General features: G+C 70.5%; 10 protein-coding genes and 1 pseudogene. 7 read left to right on the top strand and 4 right to left on the bottom strand.

The genetic code is table 11. The features are described 5' to 3' along the window. Positions 1-114: 114 nt before the first annotated feature. Genes RT282_RS10825 through RT282_RS10815 form a run of 3 tightly spaced genes read right to left on the bottom strand, consistent with a single transcriptional unit; the run spans position 115 to position 6089 of the window. Positions 115-1650, bottom strand: coding sequence for an efflux transporter outer membrane subunit (locus RT282_RS10825; RefSeq protein WP_313313871.1), 1536 nt, complete (start codon positions 1648-1650; stop codon positions 115-117). After that, the gene (locus RT282_RS10820; RefSeq protein WP_313313868.1) at positions 1647-4799 is read right to left on the bottom strand and encodes an efflux RND transporter permease subunit; all 3153 of its coding nucleotides are present in this window, start codon (positions 4797-4799) and stop codon (positions 1647-1649) included. Before RT282_RS10820 ends, RT282_RS10825 begins: the two co-directional genes overlap by 4 nt. A 6-nt stretch (positions 4800-4805) precedes the next feature. Beyond that, entirely contained in the window at positions 4806-6089 is a 1284-nt protein-coding gene (locus RT282_RS10815; RefSeq protein WP_313313867.1) for an efflux RND transporter periplasmic adaptor subunit, read from the bottom strand. Between the two features lie 316 nt (positions 6090-6405). Here RT282_RS10815 and RT282_RS10810 point away from each other — a divergent pair, with 316 nt between their 5' ends. The 7 genes from RT282_RS10810 (at position 6406) to RT282_RS10780 (ending at position 14306) form a co-directional block, all read left to right on the top strand. Next, the gene (locus tag RT282_RS10810; RefSeq protein ID WP_313313865.1) at positions 6406-8037 is read left to right on the top strand and encodes a methyl-accepting chemotaxis protein; all 1632 of its coding nucleotides are present in this window, start codon (positions 6406-6408) and stop codon (positions 8035-8037) included. Positions 8038-8219: 182 nt separating this feature from the next. Next, positions 8220-8888 carry a DUF937 domain-containing protein gene (locus RT282_RS10805; RefSeq protein ID WP_313313863.1) on the top strand — a complete coding sequence of 223 codons (669 nt, stop codon included), beginning with the start codon at positions 8220-8222 and terminating at the stop codon, positions 8886-8888. Between the two features lie 160 nt (positions 8889-9048). Then, positions 9049-9486 carry a CBS domain-containing protein gene (locus RT282_RS10800; protein ID WP_312302714.1) on the top strand — a complete coding sequence of 146 codons (438 nt, stop codon included), beginning with the start codon at positions 9049-9051 and terminating at the stop codon, positions 9484-9486. 123 nt (positions 9487-9609) lie between these two features. Continuing rightward, positions 9610-10764, top strand: a complete 1155-nt coding sequence (locus RT282_RS10795) for a branched-chain amino acid ABC transporter substrate-binding protein (RefSeq protein WP_313313861.1) — start codon at positions 9610-9612, stop codon at positions 10762-10764. 63 nt (positions 10765-10827) lie between these two features. Continuing rightward, positions 10828-11880 (top strand): tRNA (adenosine(37)-N6)-threonylcarbamoyltransferase complex transferase subunit TsaD, encoded by a 1053-nt coding sequence (gene tsaD / locus RT282_RS10790; RefSeq protein WP_313313859.1) that lies wholly within the window; start codon positions 10828-10830, stop codon positions 11878-11880. Between the two features lie 118 nt (positions 11881-11998). Then, the gene (locus RT282_RS10785) at positions 11999-12637 is read left to right on the top strand and encodes a DUF2242 domain-containing protein (RefSeq protein WP_313313857.1); all 639 of its coding nucleotides are present in this window, start codon (positions 11999-12001) and stop codon (positions 12635-12637) included. Between the two features lie 364 nt (positions 12638-13001). Next, entirely contained in the window at positions 13002-14306 is a 1305-nt protein-coding gene (locus RT282_RS10780) for a branched-chain amino acid ABC transporter substrate-binding protein (RefSeq protein ID WP_409519470.1), read from the top strand. Positions 14307-14391: 85 nt separating this feature from the next. Here RT282_RS10780 and RT282_RS10775 read toward each other — a convergent pair. After that, a pseudogene (locus RT282_RS10775) lies at positions 14392-16430 on the bottom strand (DUF3488 and transglutaminase-like domain-containing protein). Positions 16431-16437 lie beyond the last annotated feature (7 nt).

The raw sequence follows: 16437 nt of genomic DNA, 5'->3' as shown, positions 1-16437 counted from the left end.
CGGCGCCCAAGCACGTGCGCTGGCGCCTGCTGCGGTGCGCGCACGGCGGCAGGCGCCGATGCGCGCAAGCTGCATTTCAAAAGGCGCGCCGCGCGGGCCGGCGCGCCGGCGGGGCTACTGCGTGGCGACCCCTTGCCACTGCCCGCCCAGCGCCTTGTACAGCTGCACGCGGTTGGCCTGCTCGGCCAGCTGCAGTGCGATGAGCGCCTGCTGCGCGGTGTACAGCGAGCGCTCGGCGTCCAGCACCGCCAGGTAGCTGTCGGCCCCGAGGCGAAAGCGCGCCTGCGACAGCTCCAGCGTGCGCTGGGTGGCGTCCACCAGCGAGCGCTGGGCGTCCAGCCGCTCGGTGAGCGTGGCCCGGTCGGCCAGCGCGTCCGCCACGTCGCGGAACGCCGCCTGGATGGCGCGCTCGTACTGGGCGATGGCCGTCTCGCGCGCCACCTCGGCCACGCGCAGGTTGGCGCGGTTGCGCCCGGCGTCGAAGATGGGCAGGCGAATCTGCGGGGCGAAGCTCCAGGTGCCGTTGCCGGCGCCGAACAGGCCGGACAGCTCGTTGCTGGCCGTGCCCACGCTGGCCGTCAGGCTGATGGACGGAAAGAACGCCGCGCGCGCCACGCCGATCTGGGCGCTGGCCGCCGCCAGCGAGCGCTCGGCCGCGCGCACATCGGGCCGCCGCAGCAGCACGCTGGAGGGCAGGCCGGGCGCGATGGAGGGCAGGGCGGTGGCGGTGGCTGGCGGCTCGGCGGTGCGCGGCTCCCCTGCGGGCGCCGTTCCCTGGGGCTGCGGCTGCGCCGCGGCGGGCTCGCGCACCGCTGGCTCGACGTTGGGCGGAAGCAGGTTGATCGGCACTGCGCTGCCCACCAGCAGCGCCAGGGCATTGCGCCCGCGCGCCACCTGCGCCTGGTAGGCGGCGACGTCGGCGCGTGCGCCATCCACCGTGGTCTGCACCTGCGCCAGGGTCAGGCCCGAGGCTGCGCCCAGCGCGTGCGTGCGCTGCGTCAGCGCGAACTGCTGCTGGCGCGCGCGCAGCGTGGCGCGTGCCAGCAGCAGGCGGCGTGCATCGGCGTCCAGGTTCAGCCAGGCTAGCATGACGTCCGAGGCGATGGCGATGCGTGCGCTGTCGCGGCTGTCCTGGCTGCGCAGGAACTCCTGCAGCGCCGCCTCGTTCAGGTTGCGCACGCGGCCCCAGAAGTCGATCTCATAGGCCGCCAGGCCCACGCTGGCGCTGTACTGGCCGGCGACGTTGCCGCGCCCGGCGGTGGTCAGGTCGTCGGCCGTGCGGGTGCGGGCGGCGTTGCCCGTGGCAGTCACCGTGGGCAGGCGGTCGGCCTGGGCGATGCCGTACTGCGCACGGGCGCGCTCCACGGCCAGCACGGCGACGCGCAGATCGCGGTTGTCCGCCAGCGCCATGCCCAGCAGCGTGCGCAGACGCGCGTCCAGCACGAAGGCGGGGCCGGTGGGCTCAGGAGCCAGCGCGGCCTCTGCGGGCGCGGGGGCATCCAGCGTAGCCGGCACGGGCGGCGCCGGCAGCTCGTGCGGCGGCGCCAGCGACATGCAGGCGCTGAGCAGCAGCAGCGGCGCGGCGGCCAGCGGGGCGCGCGCGAGAAAAAGCGGGCGAAGCATCGGGATCGTCGTCGTTATCGTCGTCATGGCGTGGCGGTGTGGGCCTCCGTGGCAGAGGCGCTCGCGCGGCGGCTGAACAGCCGGCGCACCACCAGGAAGAACACCGGCACGAAGAAGATGCCCAGCAGCGTGGAAAACACCATGCCGCCCAGCACGGCGGTGCCGATGGCCTGGCGCCCGCCCGCGCCCGCGCCGGTGCCGATGGCCAGCGGCAGCACGCCGAAGCCGAAGGCCAGCGAGGTCATCAAAATGGGCCGCAGGCGCAGGCGCACGGCCTGCACCGTGGCATCGATCAGGCCCAGGCCGCGCTCTTGCAGCTGCACGGCGAATTCGACGATCAGGATGGCGTTCTTGGAGGCCAGGCCCACGGTGGTCAGCAGGCCCACCTGGAAGTACACGTCGTTGGCCATGCCGCGGGTGTAGGTGGCGATCAATGCGCCGATCACGCCCAGCGGCACGGCCAGCATGACCGACACCGGCACGCTCCAGCTCTCGTACAGCGCGGCCAGGCACAGGAACACGAACAGGATGGACACAGCGTACAGCAGGGGCGCCTGCGAGCCGGACTGGCGCTCCTGCAGCGACGCACCCGTCCACTCGAAGCCGATGCCAGGTGGCATCTTGGCCATGATGGCCTCGACGGCGGCCATGGCGTCGCCGGAGCTGGCGCCAGGGGCGGTGCCTGCCTCCATCTCCAGCGCCGGGCTGCCGTTGTAGCGCATGAGCTGGGGCGAGCCGCTGGTCCAGTGCGTGGTGGCGAAGGAGGCGAAACGCACCATCTCGCCGGTCTTGTTGCGCACCGCCCACTGACCGATGTCCTGGGGCAGCATGCGGTACGGCGCGTCGCCCTGGATGTACACGCGCTTGACGCGGCCCTGGTGGATGAAGTCGTTGACGTAGCTGCCGCCCAGCGCGGCGGACAGCACGCTGTTGATGTCGCCGGTGGACACGCCCAGGGCGGCGGCCTTGCGGTCGTCCACCTCGACCTTCAGCTCAGACGTGTCGTCGAAGCCCGTAGTGCGCATGTTGGTCAGCTGCGGCACCTCGCGCGCGGCGGCGATCAGGTCGTCCCTGGCCTTCATCAGTGCCTCGTGGCCCAGGCCGTTCAGATCCTTCAGCACGAAGTTGATGCCGGCGCTGGAACCCAGGCCGCGCACCGGCGGCGGCAGCGTGACGAAGATGCGCGCGTCGCGGATGCTGGCCAGCTCCCGGTTGGCCTGGCGCGCGATGGCCTCGGCGGATTGGTGCGGCAGCGGGCGCTCGTCCCACGAGGTCAGGCGCACGAACATGCTGCCCGAGCTCTGGTTGCCGTTGAAGCCCAGGATGGCGTTGGTGCTGAACACCTCGGGCTGGTCCTTGAAGTACAGCCGCACCTGGTCCATGACGTCGGCCAGGCGCGCGTCGGTCGCTCCGGACGGCAGCGTGACGTTGACCCGCACGAAGCCCTGGTCCTCGTTGGGCAGGAAGGACGTGGGCAGGGTGCGGAACATGAAGGCCACCGCCGCCAGCACCACGCCGAACAGCACCGCCATGCGCCCGGTGCGGCGCAGCAGCCGGCCCACGCTGCCCTGGTAGCGTGTGGCGTTGCGGTCGAAGTGGCGGTTGAAGCCGTTGAAGAAGCGGTCCACCAGCCCCAGCGGGCCGGGACGCGGCGTGCGCCCGTGCTGGCCGTGGGCCACGGGCCTCAGCAGCGAGGCGCACAGCGCCGGCGTCAGCGTCAGCGCCACCAGCACCGACAGCGCCATGGCCGCCACGATGGTCACCGAGAACTGGCGGTAGATGACGCCCACCGATCCGGCGAAGAAAGCCATGGGCACGAACACCGCCGACAGCGTGAGGCCGATGCCCACCAGGGCTGGCGTGATCTCGGCCATGGACTTGCGCGTGGCCTCCTTGGCGGGCAGGCCTTCCTCGCTCATCACGCGCTCGACGTTCTCCACCACCACGATGGCGTCGTCCACCAGCAGGCCGATCGCCAGCACCAGGGCGAACATGGTGAGCATGTTGATGGAGTAGCCCATGGCCGAGAGCACGCCCAGCGTGCCCAGCAGCACCACCGGCACGGCGATGGCCGGGATCAGCGTGGCGCGGAAGTTCTGCAGGAACAAAAACATCACCAGCGTGACCAGCACCATGGCCTCGGCCAGGGTCTTGACCACCTCGTGCAGCGAGGCGCGCACGAAGGGCGTGGTGTCGGAGCTGACGAAGCCGGTGATGCCGTCCGGGAAGTAGGGCGCCAGCTCGGCAATCTTTGCCGCCACCGCGTCGGCCACGGCCATGGCGTTGGCGCCGTCGGCCAGCACGATCCCCAGGCCGGCGCCGGGCTGGCCGTTCAGGATGGAGCGCACGGTGAGGTTGTCCGCCTCCAGCGCCACGCGCGCCACGTCGGCCATGGTGACCACCGAGCCGTCGCTCTGCGCCTTGAGCACGATGTCCTGGAACTCCTGCACGGTTTGCAGCTTGGAGCGCGCCGTCACCGTGGCGTTGAGCATCTGGCCCGGCACGGCCGGCAGGGCGCCCAGCTGGCCGGCCGAGACCTGCACGTTCTGCGTGTTCAGCGCCGCCACCAGGTCGGAGGGCACCAGGGCGTACTTCTCCATCAGCGCCGGGTCCATCCAGATGCGCATGGCGTAGTTGGTGCCGAACACCGTCACGTCGCCCACGCCGTCCACGCGGGCAATCACGTCCACCACGTTGCTGGTCAGGTAGTCGCCGATGGTCACCTGCGATACGTGCGGATCGGGCGAGGTGAAGACGTAGGTGACCAGGTAGTCCTGCCCGCCTTTGTTCACGAACACGCCGCGGCTTTTCACCGCCTCGGGCAGGCGGTTGACGGCGCCCTGCAGCTTGTTTTGCGCCTGCACCTGGGCCACGTCGATGTTGGCGCCGGGCGCGAAGGTCAGCGTGGTGCGCGAGCGGCCGGCCGAGTCGCTGGTGGACTGCATGTACAGCAGGTTGTCCAGGCCCTTGAGCTGCTGTTCGATGACCTGGGTAACCGAGTTTTCCACCGTCTCGGCCGAGGCACCGGTGTAGGTGGTGTTGATGGTCACGCGCGGCGGGGCGATGTCCGGGTACATCTCCAGCGGCAGCGTGAAGATCGACAGCGCGCCGGCCAGCATGATGACGATGGCCAGCACCCACGCGAAGACGGGGCGGTTGATGAAGAACTGGGCCATGGCGGATCAGCCGGCGGTGGAGGCGGCGGAAGCAGCGGCGGCGGCCGGGGCGGCGGACGCGGGCGCGGGCGCGGCGCGCGGCACCCAGGGCACGGGCTTGACGCTGTCGCCCGGGCGCACGCGCTGCGCGCCGTCCACCAGCACGCGCTCGCCGGCGGCCAGGCCGGACAGCACCTCCCAGCGGCTGCCCACGGCCGCGCCGGTGACGATGCGCCGCGTCTCCACCTTGTCCTCGGGCGTCACGACCAGCACGCTGGCGTTGCCCGCCGGGTCGCGCCGCACGGACTGCTGGGGCGCCAGCAGCGCCTGCTCGTTCACGCCGGCCTCCAGCACGGCGCGCACGTACATGCCAGGCATCAGCACGCCGTCGGGGTTGGGCACCACGGCGCGCAGCAAGATGGCACCGGTGCCCGGGTTGACCTGCACGCCGCTGAACTGCAGCCGCCCGGCGTGCGGGTAGGGGCTGCCGTCGTCCAGCAGCAGCGTCACGCGCGCCTCGCCGTTCTTGCCGCCCTCGGCGCGCTGGATGCGGCCGCTGGCCAGGTCGTTCTTCAGGCGCAGCAGCTCGGTGCTGGACTGCGTCACGTCCACGTACAGCGGATCGATCTGGGTCACGGTGGTCAGCGCCGCCGCCTGGTTGGCCGTGACCAGGGCGCCGGGCGTGACGGTGGAGGTGCTGGTGCGCCCGGCGATGGGCGACTTGATGCGGGTGTAGCCCAGGTTGATCTGCGCGGCCTGCACGGCCGCCTGCGCCACCGCCACGTCGGACTGCGCCTGCGTGACCGCGGCCTGGCTGTCGTCATAGGCCTGCCGGCTGATGGCGTCGATCTTCACCAGCTCGGCGTTGCGCCGGGCGTTGGTCTGGGCCGTGCCCAGGTTGGCGCGGGCGCGCTCCAGCTGGGCACGGGCGGCGGACAGTGCGACCTCGAAGCTGGCCGCGTCAAGCTGATACAGCACCTGGCCTGCCTGGACCTGCGCACCTTCGGTGAAAAGGCGCTTTTGCACGATGCCACCGACCTGCGGGCGGATTTCGGCGGCCAGCCAGGCGCTGGTGCGCCCGGGCAGTTCGTTGGTCACCACCTGACGCTCGGGCTGCAGGGTGATCACGCCGACCTCGGGCAACTGGGCGGCCGGCTGGGCCGCGCCATTGCTGCCGCCGCCACCGCCGCAGCCAAGCAGTGCCGCCGCCAAGGCCAGCGCCACGCCTGCCCTGCGCGCTGCGATGGCCGGCGCCCGGGCCGAGCCGTTGGCCGAAGGGGGAGGGAGGCGGTCACGGATCGCTGTGGTCATGGAAGCTCAAGCGCAAGGGCGGGACGGCCGCGCTCTCAAAAAAGAAAGAGCGGGGCGTCGAAAAAACGAAGGGGAGGACAGGGGCCGCACGGGGCTCACAGCCCCGTACTTTCGCATGCTGGCACCGCACACCGATGCAGATGGTAGTGATCTTCATGCTTCTTTACATGACAGCTCCCTAGCAGGGCGCGGCATGCCCAGGTGTAAGCATGTGTTGTCCATTCATGCAAGTGGGAAAACCTTCAGCCGGCCTCAGCCGACGCGACGGGAAAGTGCGGATACGCTGCCATCCGCCCTCTCTGACCGAAGAGCCACCATGCGCGTCAACCTGCCCGTCCACGATATCCAGTACCCGTTTCCCCCTGGGCAGACCCTGGTGTCCACCACCGATCTCAAGGGTCGCATCCTGTACTGCAATCCGATGTTCATCGAGGTCAGCGGCTACACCCGCGAAGAGCTGCTGGGCCAGCCGCACAACATGATCCGCCACCCCGACATGCCCGAGCAGGCCTATGAGGACATGTGGCGCACCATCCAGGGTGGCCTGCCCTGGTCGGCCCCCATCAAGAACCGGCGCAAGGACGGCAGCTACTACTGGGTCATGGCCAACGTCACGCCGCTCATGGAGGCGGGCCGGCCGGTGGGCTACATGTCGGTGCGCACCGAGGCCGCCGACGCCCAGGTGCGCGCCGCGCAGGCGCTGTATGCGCGCATGCGCGCCGAGCGCCAGGCCGGGCGCCTGGTGCACGTCTTCCGCCAGGGCCGGCTGCAGCGCAATACCCTGGCCGGGCGACTGCGCCGCGGGTTGGCGCCCGGGCTTACCGGGCGCCTTGCCCTGGCCTTCGCGGCGGTGGCGCTTGCGGGGCTGGCTGCTGGCGCTCTGTCGGCCGGGCAGGGCTGGGCCATGCGGCTGCTGGCCTGGGCCGCGAGCGCCGCGGCGACCCTGCTGGCGCTGGGTTATGCGCGCCGCGCCGTGGTGGCGCCGCTGGCGCAGTTGGTGGTGGCGGCCAACCGCATGGCCGGCGGCGACCTGGGGCACCCGCCGGCGCAGACACGCGCCGATCTGGTGGGCGAGCTGCAAAAGGCGCTGAAGCAGCTGAACGTGAACCTGCTGTCCATCGTGCGCGACGCGCGCCAGGAAAGCGAGAAGATGCGCCAGGCCGCCGGGCACATCGCCCAGGGCAACAAGGACCTGTCCGCGCGCACGGAGAGCCAGGCCAGCAGCCTGCAGCAGACGGCCGCCTCGATGGAGCAGATGACCGGCACGGTACGCCACACCGCCGAGGCCGCGCACCAGGCGGCGGCCCTGGCCGCGCACGCCACGGCGGCGGCCGGGCGCAGCAGCCAGGCGGTGGGCGGCGTGGCCGACACCATGCAGCAGATCGACCAGGCCTCGCGGCGTATCGCCGAGATCACCCAGCTGATCGATGGCATTGCCTTCCAGACCAACATCCTGGCGCTGAACGCGGCGGTGGAGTCCGCCCGTGCCGGCGAGCATGGGCGGGGCTTCGCCGTGGTGGCCGGCGAGGTGCGAGCCCTGTCGCAGCGCACGCAGCAGGCGGCGCGCGAGATCCACACCCTGATCGACGCCGCCGTCGCCCAGGTGGGTGAAGGCCAGCGGCGCAGCGACAGCGCCGGCCAGGCGATGCAGGAGTCGCTGGCCCTGGTGCAGCGGGTGGGCACGCTGATCGGGCAGATCGATGGTGCCTCCAGCGAGCAGCTGGCCGGCATCTCGCAGATCAACGCCGCGGTGGCCCAGCTGGACACCATCACCCAGCACAACGCCGCGCTGGTCGAGCGCAGTGCCGAGCTGGCGGGCCAAGTGCAGCTGCAGGCCCAGACCGTGACCGAGGCGGTGCAGGTGTTCCGCCTGGAAGACAGCGCCGCCGCTCCCAGGGTGGACGCCGTGGCGCTGCGCCGTGCCGTCCGCGAAATACCGGCCAAATAGGCCTCCAGCCCTTATGGGAAAAGCGCTGGCAGCTCTTCTTTCAGGAGCGCCATCCATCCGCCCATCGTCAACATTGGTGTCCCCGTGGCCGTCTGGGCGCAGGCGGGCGGCGCGGCGCCCTACCATCGGCCTTTCGGGCCTGCGCTGACTGCGGCCGGGCCGGACCACCGAAAGGCATCGCCATGAACCCCTCTTCCTCCGAACCGCTAGCCGACCAGCTGCTGCAGCAACTGCAGGGTGCGCCCCTGGCGCAGATCGCCGCCCAGTTGGGCATAGGCGCCGAACAGGCGCAGAGCGCCGCCGCCATGGCCGTGCCATTGCTGCTGGGCTCCATGGGCCGCAACGCCGAGCAGCCCCAGGGCGCACAGGCGCTGCTGGGCGCCCTGCAGCGCGACCACATGCAGCCCGCCGCCGGGGGCCTGGACCTGGGCGGCCTGCTGGGTTCGGTGCTGGGCGGCGGCGGTGGCGGTGGCGGTGGCGGTGGCGGTGGCGGTGGCGGCGCAGGCCTGGGGGGCGACGGCGCAGCCATCCTGGGCCACATCCTGGGCGGCAAGCGCCCGCAGGCCGAGGCGCAGCTGGGCCAGGCCACGGGCCTGGGCGAGGGGGCCGGCAAGCTGCTGGGCCTGCTGGCGCCCATCGTCATGGCCTTCCTGGCGCAGCGCGTGCGCGCCGGCGGCATGGGCGCGGGCGACCTGGGCAGCCTGCTGGGGCAGGAACAGGCCCGTGCGCGCAGCAGCGGATCCCCTGCGGGCGACCTGCTGTCGCAGGTGCTGGACCAGGACGGCAACGGCCGCGTGGACCTGGGCGATCTCCTCAAGCTGGGCGGCAGTCTGCTGGGCGGGCGCCGCTGAGCTGCCTGGATGCTCCTGTATTAGTAGCTGCCTGCGCAGGTGTGGCGGGCGCCGCGGCCGTTTTTCGTAACAACGTGTGGCCACGGGGCACTGTGGTTGCGCCCGGCCCCGGATTCGGCGGACACTGCGCCCATACATCCACTACGCCTGGGAGGCTGCCATGACAACCGTCGCCGAAATCCTCAAGTCCAAACCCGACACCCAGGTGCACAGCGTGGCGCCGTCCGACACCGTGCTGACGGCCCTGCAGCGCATGGCCGACAAGGGCATCGGCGCGCTGATGGTCATGGAGGGCGGCGACATCGTGGGCATCTTCACCGAACGCGACTACGCGCGCAAAGTGGTGCTGCACGGCCGTGCCTCGGGAGACACGCCGGTGCGCGAGGTGATGACGCACGCGGTGCGCTTCGTGCATCCCACGCACAGCACGGAGCAGTGCATGGCCCTGATGACCGAAAACCGCCTGCGCCACCTGCCCGTGGTGGAGGGCGGCCGGCTGATCGGGCTGGTGTCCATCGGCGATCTGGTCAAGAGCGTGATCTCGCACCAGCAATTCATCATCGAACAGATGGAGCAATACATCACCGGCGCACGCTGAAGCCCCGCACCCGGCGCCAGCGCCACGGGATGAGCCTTATCCGGGCTTATCCCGTGGCATTTTTTTTGCCTTCTGGATTAACATTCGCTCACAAAACCAACGTGTACACACAAGGAGGGTCACGTGAAGCTTGAAATCAATCGCCGGCAGTTCGCAGCCGGCGCCGCCGCCCTGGGCCTCAGCCCCTGGATGGCCGGCTGCAGCAAGGTGCCGGACGTGGTGAAGATCGGCGTGGCGCAACCCCTGTCCGGGCCGCTGGCGGCGCTGGGCCAGGACCTGCTCAACGGCGTACGCCTGGCCGTGAGCGAGCTGAACAAGGCCGGCTACTCGGTGGACGGCAAGCGTGTGACCTTCGAGGTCATTGCCCAGGACGACCGCGCCGACGCCGCCGGCGGGCGGGCGGCAGCGGCGCAGCTGCTGGAGGCGGGGGTGTCCGCCGTCATCGGCCACCTCAACTCCGGCGTGAGCCTGGAGACGGCGCCCCTGTACGCGGCCAAGAACGTGCCGCAGCTCATCATCTCCACCAACCCCAAGATCACCCAGCTGGGGCTGCCCACCACCTTCCGCATCGTCGCCAACGACGCGCTGCAGGCGCGCGCCATCGGGGCCTTCGCCGCCGCGCAGCTGGACGCCAAGGCCTACGCCGTGGCCGATGACGGCACGCCGTACGGCAAGGGCCTGGCCGACGGCGCCGTCGCCGAGCTGAAGAAGGCCAACAAGAACGTCGCCCTGCACCAGAGCTTTGACGACAAGACCGTGGCCTTCAAGGACCTGGCGGCCAAGCTGAAGGAGGCCCAGGTCGGCGTGTTCGTCTGCATGCTCAACGACTTCCAGGCCCTGGCGCTGCTGCAGGAGCTAAAAAAGATCGGCCACACCCGCATGGCCCTGCTGGGTGGCGACCTGGTCAAGACCGCCGACATGGCCAAGGGCATGGACATGGTGGAGCAGATCTACGCCACCTCGCCCGTGCTGGACGTGACTGAATTCACCACCGGCCGCCAATTCCTGGAAAAGTACATCGCCGCCTACCAAAAGCCCCCGGCCTACGGCGGCCACTACACGTATGACGCGATGTACGTGGTCAGCGAGGCCATCCGCAAGGCCAACTCGGCCGACCCGGCGGCCATCACCAAGGTGCTGCGCAGCATCAACGGCTACGCCCCCGTGACCGGCACCATGACCTGGGATGAGACGGGCGAGCAGCGCTACGGCGCCGTCGGCGTGTACGAGCTGCGCAAGGCCAGCTGGGAGCTGCGCATGCGCTCCGACCGCTGGTAGGGGCACGCCCGCTGTCCTCCCTGCCCCGGCGCGGGGCAGGGGCCGCCCACTACACTCGCCGCCATGAGCGAGCTGATCCTGGGTATTGAATCTTCCTGCGACGAAACCGGCGTCGCCCTGGTGCGCACCGGCGCGCCCGGGCAGACGCCGCAGCTGCTGGCGCACGCGCTGCACAGCCAGATCGAGATGCACCAGGCCTATGGCGGTGTGGTGCCCGAGCTGGCCAGCCGCGACCACATCCGCCGCGTGCTGCCCCTGACCGGCGCGGTGCTGCGCGAGGCCGGCGTGGCGCTGGACCAGGTGAACGTGGTCGCCTACACGCGCGGGCCGGGCCTGGCCGGCGCCCTGCTGGTGGGCGCCGGCGTGGCCAGCGCCCTGGCCGCGGCGCTGGACCGGCCCACCATGGGCGTGCACCACCTGGAGGGGCATCTGCTGTCGCCCTTCCTGAGCGCCGACCCGCCACAGTTTCCCTTCGTCGCGCTGCTGGTCTCCGGCGGCCATACCCAGCTGATGCGCGTGGACGGCGTGGGCCGCTACGCGCTGCTGGGCGAGACCATCGACGACGCGGCTGGCGAGGCCTTCGACAAGTCGGCCAAGCTGCTCGGGCTGGGCTACCCCGGCGGGCCGGCGCTATCGCGCCTGGCCGGCGAGGGCGACGCGCGCGCCTTCAAGCTGCCGCGCCCGCTGCTGCACAGCGGCGACCTGGATTTCTCCTTCGCCGGGCTAAAGACCGCCGTGCTCGCCCAGGCCCAGCGCCTGGGCGACGCGCTGCCCGAGCGCCGCGCCGACCTGGCCGCCAGCACCCAGGCGGCCATTGTCGAGGTGCTGGTCAAGAAGACCCTGGCGGCCCTGGCCGCCACCGGGTTGCAGCGGGTGGTGGTGGCCGGTGGCGTGGGCGCCAACCGGCTGCTGCGCGAGCAGCTGGACGCCGCCTGTGCCCAGCGCGGCGTGCGCGTGCACTACCCGGAGCTGCACCTGTGCACCGACAACGGCGCCATGATCGCCATGGCCGCCGCCATGCGCCTGCAGGCGGGGGTGGCGCAGCTGCGGCGCGACTACGCCTTCGACGTCAAGCCGCGCTGGCCGCTGGAAGAGATTTCGGCTTCAAACCATTGACCAGCAAACGCTGAAAGCTATTGTTTCAATAGTGAAACGACCGGCCATGGGGTTTTCGCGGCTGCCGGCCTTGCCGCGTTGCACAATGGATGGCTGCCCTCCGTGTTGCGTTGCCACGATGCCGCTCCTGCCCACCTTCCGCCTTCCGCTTCGCTTTCTTTCCCTGGCCTGCGCCGCCTTTGTGGCCGGCTGCGGCAGCGTGTCCGACACCATGCCGGGGCTGGAGCGCAGCGGCACGTCCTTCACGCCCAATGACTTCGACAGCTCCAACACGCACATGCGCCACATCGCCGCCTCGCAGGATCGCACCTGCGAAGCGGCGCGACGCGCTTTGCTGAGCCAGGGCTATCTGGTGAACACGGCCACGCGCGAACTGGTGGCCGGACGCAAGTACTACCAGCCGCATCCGGACATCCACTACGAAGTGGAGATGCGCGTGGTATGCGCTCCCGAAGGCGTGCAGGATGAGCGCACCTCGGCGTTCGCCAGCGCGCTGCAGGACCGCTACGTCATCAAGAAGGTCAACAACTCCGCTTCGCTCGGGGTGGGTGGCATCGGCTCGGTGTCGCTGCCCTTCAGCGCCACCGACGACACCCTGGTCAAGGTGGGCAGCGAGACCATCTCCGACGCACAGTTCTACGAACGCTTCTTCCAGCTGTTTGAGCGCTATGTGCGGGTGATGCCGGCCCCTCAGGCCACCGCTGCGCAGAGCGTGCCACTGCAGGAACGGGAAGCGATAGAGCAGCAAGCGCAGTAGGCGCCGGCGCTTGCCGTTTTACTTCCCAAGCCAGGCCATGTGCCTGGCTTTTTTATTTCTGCTCGCATCTGCGTGCAATTTTTGCGCGTTAACAATAAAAAATGAAGAAAGTTAAGCTCTTTTGAATGCAATTTGGGTGAAGTTATAAAGCGAGACTGCCAGTGCTTTGATCTTTCATGTATCGACATGCATCTACAACTATCTTTCTATAAAAAATGCACTAGTTGCCCACATTTGCGGTCATTTCTTTGGTGCTCACTTTCTGTGGGCGCGAATCTTTCTTCCGGTGCCGGCCGGGCCAACAATCACCGCTGCCGCGTTAGACGCCTTGGCGCTTGTTATTCCCTATTTCCGTTCTTGCCGCATGCACACTCTCATTTCCTTGTCTCGCCGTGCCGCCTTGGCTGCCTGCACGCTGGCTTTTGCGGTCCTTGCGCCGATGCTTGCCCATGCGTCAGCGCCGCAAGCCGCCGGCGCTCCCATCAAGGTGGCGCTGGTGGAGTCGCTCTCCGGCAGTTTCGCCAACACGGGCGAGGCGGTGTTCCGCAACATCGCCTGGGCCATCGAGCGCGTGAATGGCCGCGGTGGTGTGGCGCTTCCGGCAGCCGCTGGCGGCAGCCGGCCGCTGCAGCTGGTGCGCTACGACAGCAAGGGCCAGAACGAAGAGGCACTGTCGGCCCTGCGCGCGGCCATCGACGATGGCGCCCGCGTCATCCTGCAGGGCAATTCCTCGGCCACCGCCGCGGTGCTGATCGAGGCCGTCAACAAGCACAACCAGCGCGAGCCGGACAAGCGCGTGCTGTTCCTGAACTACTCCGCCGTCGACCCCATCCTGACCAACGAGAAGTGCAGCTTCTGGCACTTCCGCTTCGATGCTCACGCCGACATGCGCATGGCCGCGCTGATGGACGTGATGCGCGAGGACAAGGCGCTGCAGCGCGTCTACCTGATCGGGCAGGACTACAGCTTCGGCCAGGCCGCGCTGCGCGAGGCCCGGCGCCAGCTGGGCGCCCAGCGCCCGGACGTGGCCATCGTCGGCGACGAGCTGCACCCCGTGGGCCGGGTCAAGGACTTTGCGCCCTACGCCGTGAAGATCAAAGCCAGCGGCGCGCAGGCGGTGGTGACGGGCAACTGGGGCAATGACCTGACGCTGCTGGTCAAGGCCGCGCGCGAGGTGGGCTACGACGGCATGTTCTACACCTTCTACGGCAACGCCCTGGGCGCCCCGGCGGCGCTGGGCGACGCCGGCGTGGGCCGCGTGGTGGCCGTGGCCGACTGGCTGCCCAACGTGCCCACGGCCGGCAGCCGCGCCTTCTATCAGTCCTTCCGCGAGCGCTTTCCCAAGCCCCAGGACGACTATGTGCACATGCGCATGCAGCTCATGGTGGAGGCGCTGGCCCAGGCGATCGAGCGTGCCGGCAGCACCGACGCCGCGGCCGTGGCCCGTGCGCTGGAGGGCGCCCAGGTCAGCCTGCACGGCCAGGGCGGGCGCATGCGCGCGCAGGACCACCAGTTCCAGCAGACGCTGGTGGTGGGCGTGATGGACCGCCTGGGCGCGCCGGGCGTGGAGTTCGACGTGGAAGGCTCGGGCTACGGCTTTCGCGTGGTGCGCCAGATCGCGGCGGAGCAGGCGGCACAACCCTCAAGCTGCCGCATGCAGCGGCCCTGACGATTCAAGTGTTTTAGGCCTCCAGCGCCCGTCCCTGCTGCGCAAGTAGCTATTCAAACGATAGCGCCTCGGCTTGGGACCGCGGTCACGGCCGCCGGGGCCAGTCCAGCCGCCGCAGCTCGCGCTGCAGCTGCGCCAGCGCCCGGCCCGGCTGGCGGGCGTAGCGCGCCTGCTCCACACGCAGCAGCCAGCGCGCGGCGGGCGTGGCGGCTTCGCCGAAGTGGGCACGCGCCGCCTCGGCCATGCCGCGCGGGGGCAGGTGGGCGGGCAGCGGCAGGCCGGCGCGCTCCAGGCGCTGGCGCGCGCTGGCCAGCAGGCGCTGCCAGGGGTCCTGGCGGTGGCGCTGCCAGGCAGCGTACGCGGCACCTGTGGCGGCGGCCAGTGCGGTGAGCAGGCCCAGCAGCTGCACCAGGTCCTGCCAACTGGGCGAGCGCACGCCCAGGCGCTTGAGCAGGTCCATCTGCCGGCCCTGCGTGTAGTTCAGCACCCACTGGTTCCAGCGGTTGTCCACCGCCTCCCAGACGGCGCGCAGGCGCTGCAGCGCCGTGGGGCTGATGACCAGATCCATGGCATTGCCGAAGCCGCTGCGCGGCGCCTGCAGGCGCAGGGGCAGGCCGATGCGGTCGGGGGCGACCGAGCCGGTGGGGTCGACGCGCACCCAGCCGCGGCCTTGCAGCCAGACCTCGGCCCAGGCGTGGGCGTCGCTTTGGCGCACCGTCCAGTAGCCATCCACGCTGTTGACCTGCCCGCCCTGGTAGCCGGTGACGATGCGGGCCGGCACGCCGGCCGCGCGCAGCAGGATCACGAAGGCCGAGGCGATGTGCTCGCAAAAACCTTCCTTGCGGTCGAACCAGAACTCGTCGGCGGTGTGCGTGCCGTACACCCCCGGCTCCAGGGTGTAGCGGTAGCCGCCGGTGCGCAGGCGCGCCAGTGTGGCCTGTACCAGTACGGCGGGGTCGCCGCCCGCCTGCTGCAGCATCTGCTGCGCCAGGGCCTGGGTGCGCGGGTCGTAGCCCTCGGGCAGCTGGCGGTAGGTGTTCAGCGCGCGCGTTTCCTGCAGCGGGCCGTGGCTGAAGTCCAGGTAGCTGTGCGCGCGGTAGCGCAGCACGCTGGTCGGGGGGCGGCTGGCCATCCACTGCAGCTCGGGTGTCATCACGGCGCCGTAGCCCTCGGGCATTTCGGGGCGCTGGCGCACGGCGTCTAGCGTCAGCAGCCAGGGGCGGCGCGAGGTCTCCAGCGTCAGCTCGTAGGCCAGCGGCTCGCCCTGCACGCGCAGCTCGGCCTGGGTAGGGTGCGCCCACGGGACCAGGCCACGTGCCTCGGCCTGGGGCAGGGCGTACCAGTCGCGCCCGTCGAAGGCGCTGAGCACCGGCCCGCGGAAGTACAGGCCGCTTTGCGGCGGCGCCTCACCGCCAGGCGTGTCAAAGCGCACGCGAAAGGCCACGCTGTCGTCCAGCGCCAGTTCGGCCACGCTGCCCACGCTCATCTGGCCCGACAGGCCGCTGCGCCCGCTGGCCGAATCCGCCGGCACGCCCCACAGCGGTGCCAGGCGCGGAAACAGCAGGAACAGCGCCACCATGACGGGCGCGCCCAGCAGCGCCATGCGCGCGGCGATGCGCATGCTGGCCGTCAGCGGCGGGCGGCCCACCGGCAGGTGGGCGTTGACCAGGGCCGTCAGCAGGCCCAGCAGCGCCAGCAGCATGGCGGCGGCGGTGGGCAGCGACTGCGAGAAGAAGAAGTTGGCCAGCAGCGTGAAGAAGCCCAGGAAGAACACCACCATGGCGTCGCGCCGGGCGCGCAGCTCCAGCGTCTTGAGGGCCAGCAGCATGGTGATCAGGGTCACGCCGGCCTCATAGCCGAGCACGGTGCGGTGCGTGGCCGCCGTCAGCGCCACGGTGGCGGCCAGCAGCACGGCCGTCACCCAGCGCCCGGGCAGCGGCCGGCTGCGCCAGGCCAGCCAGGCGCGCCAGCCCAGCAGGGCAGCGGCCATGGCCACGCCCCAGATGGGGATGTGCGCGGCCAGCGGGGCTAGGCAGCAGGCGACCACCAGCAGCAAAAACAGCGTATCGCGCGTCTCGCGCGGCAGCTGGGCGGCGCGGGCGTTCATGGCCTGCCTCCCCGCATCGTGCTA

The organism is Pulveribacter sp. (assembly GCF_032079985.1).
In the GTDB taxonomy this organism is placed as follows: domain Bacteria; phylum Pseudomonadota; class Gammaproteobacteria; order Burkholderiales; family Burkholderiaceae_C; genus Melaminivora.
The sequence above is the reverse complement of the archived record's forward strand: the minus strand, read 5'-3'. Positions and strand labels throughout refer to the sequence as shown.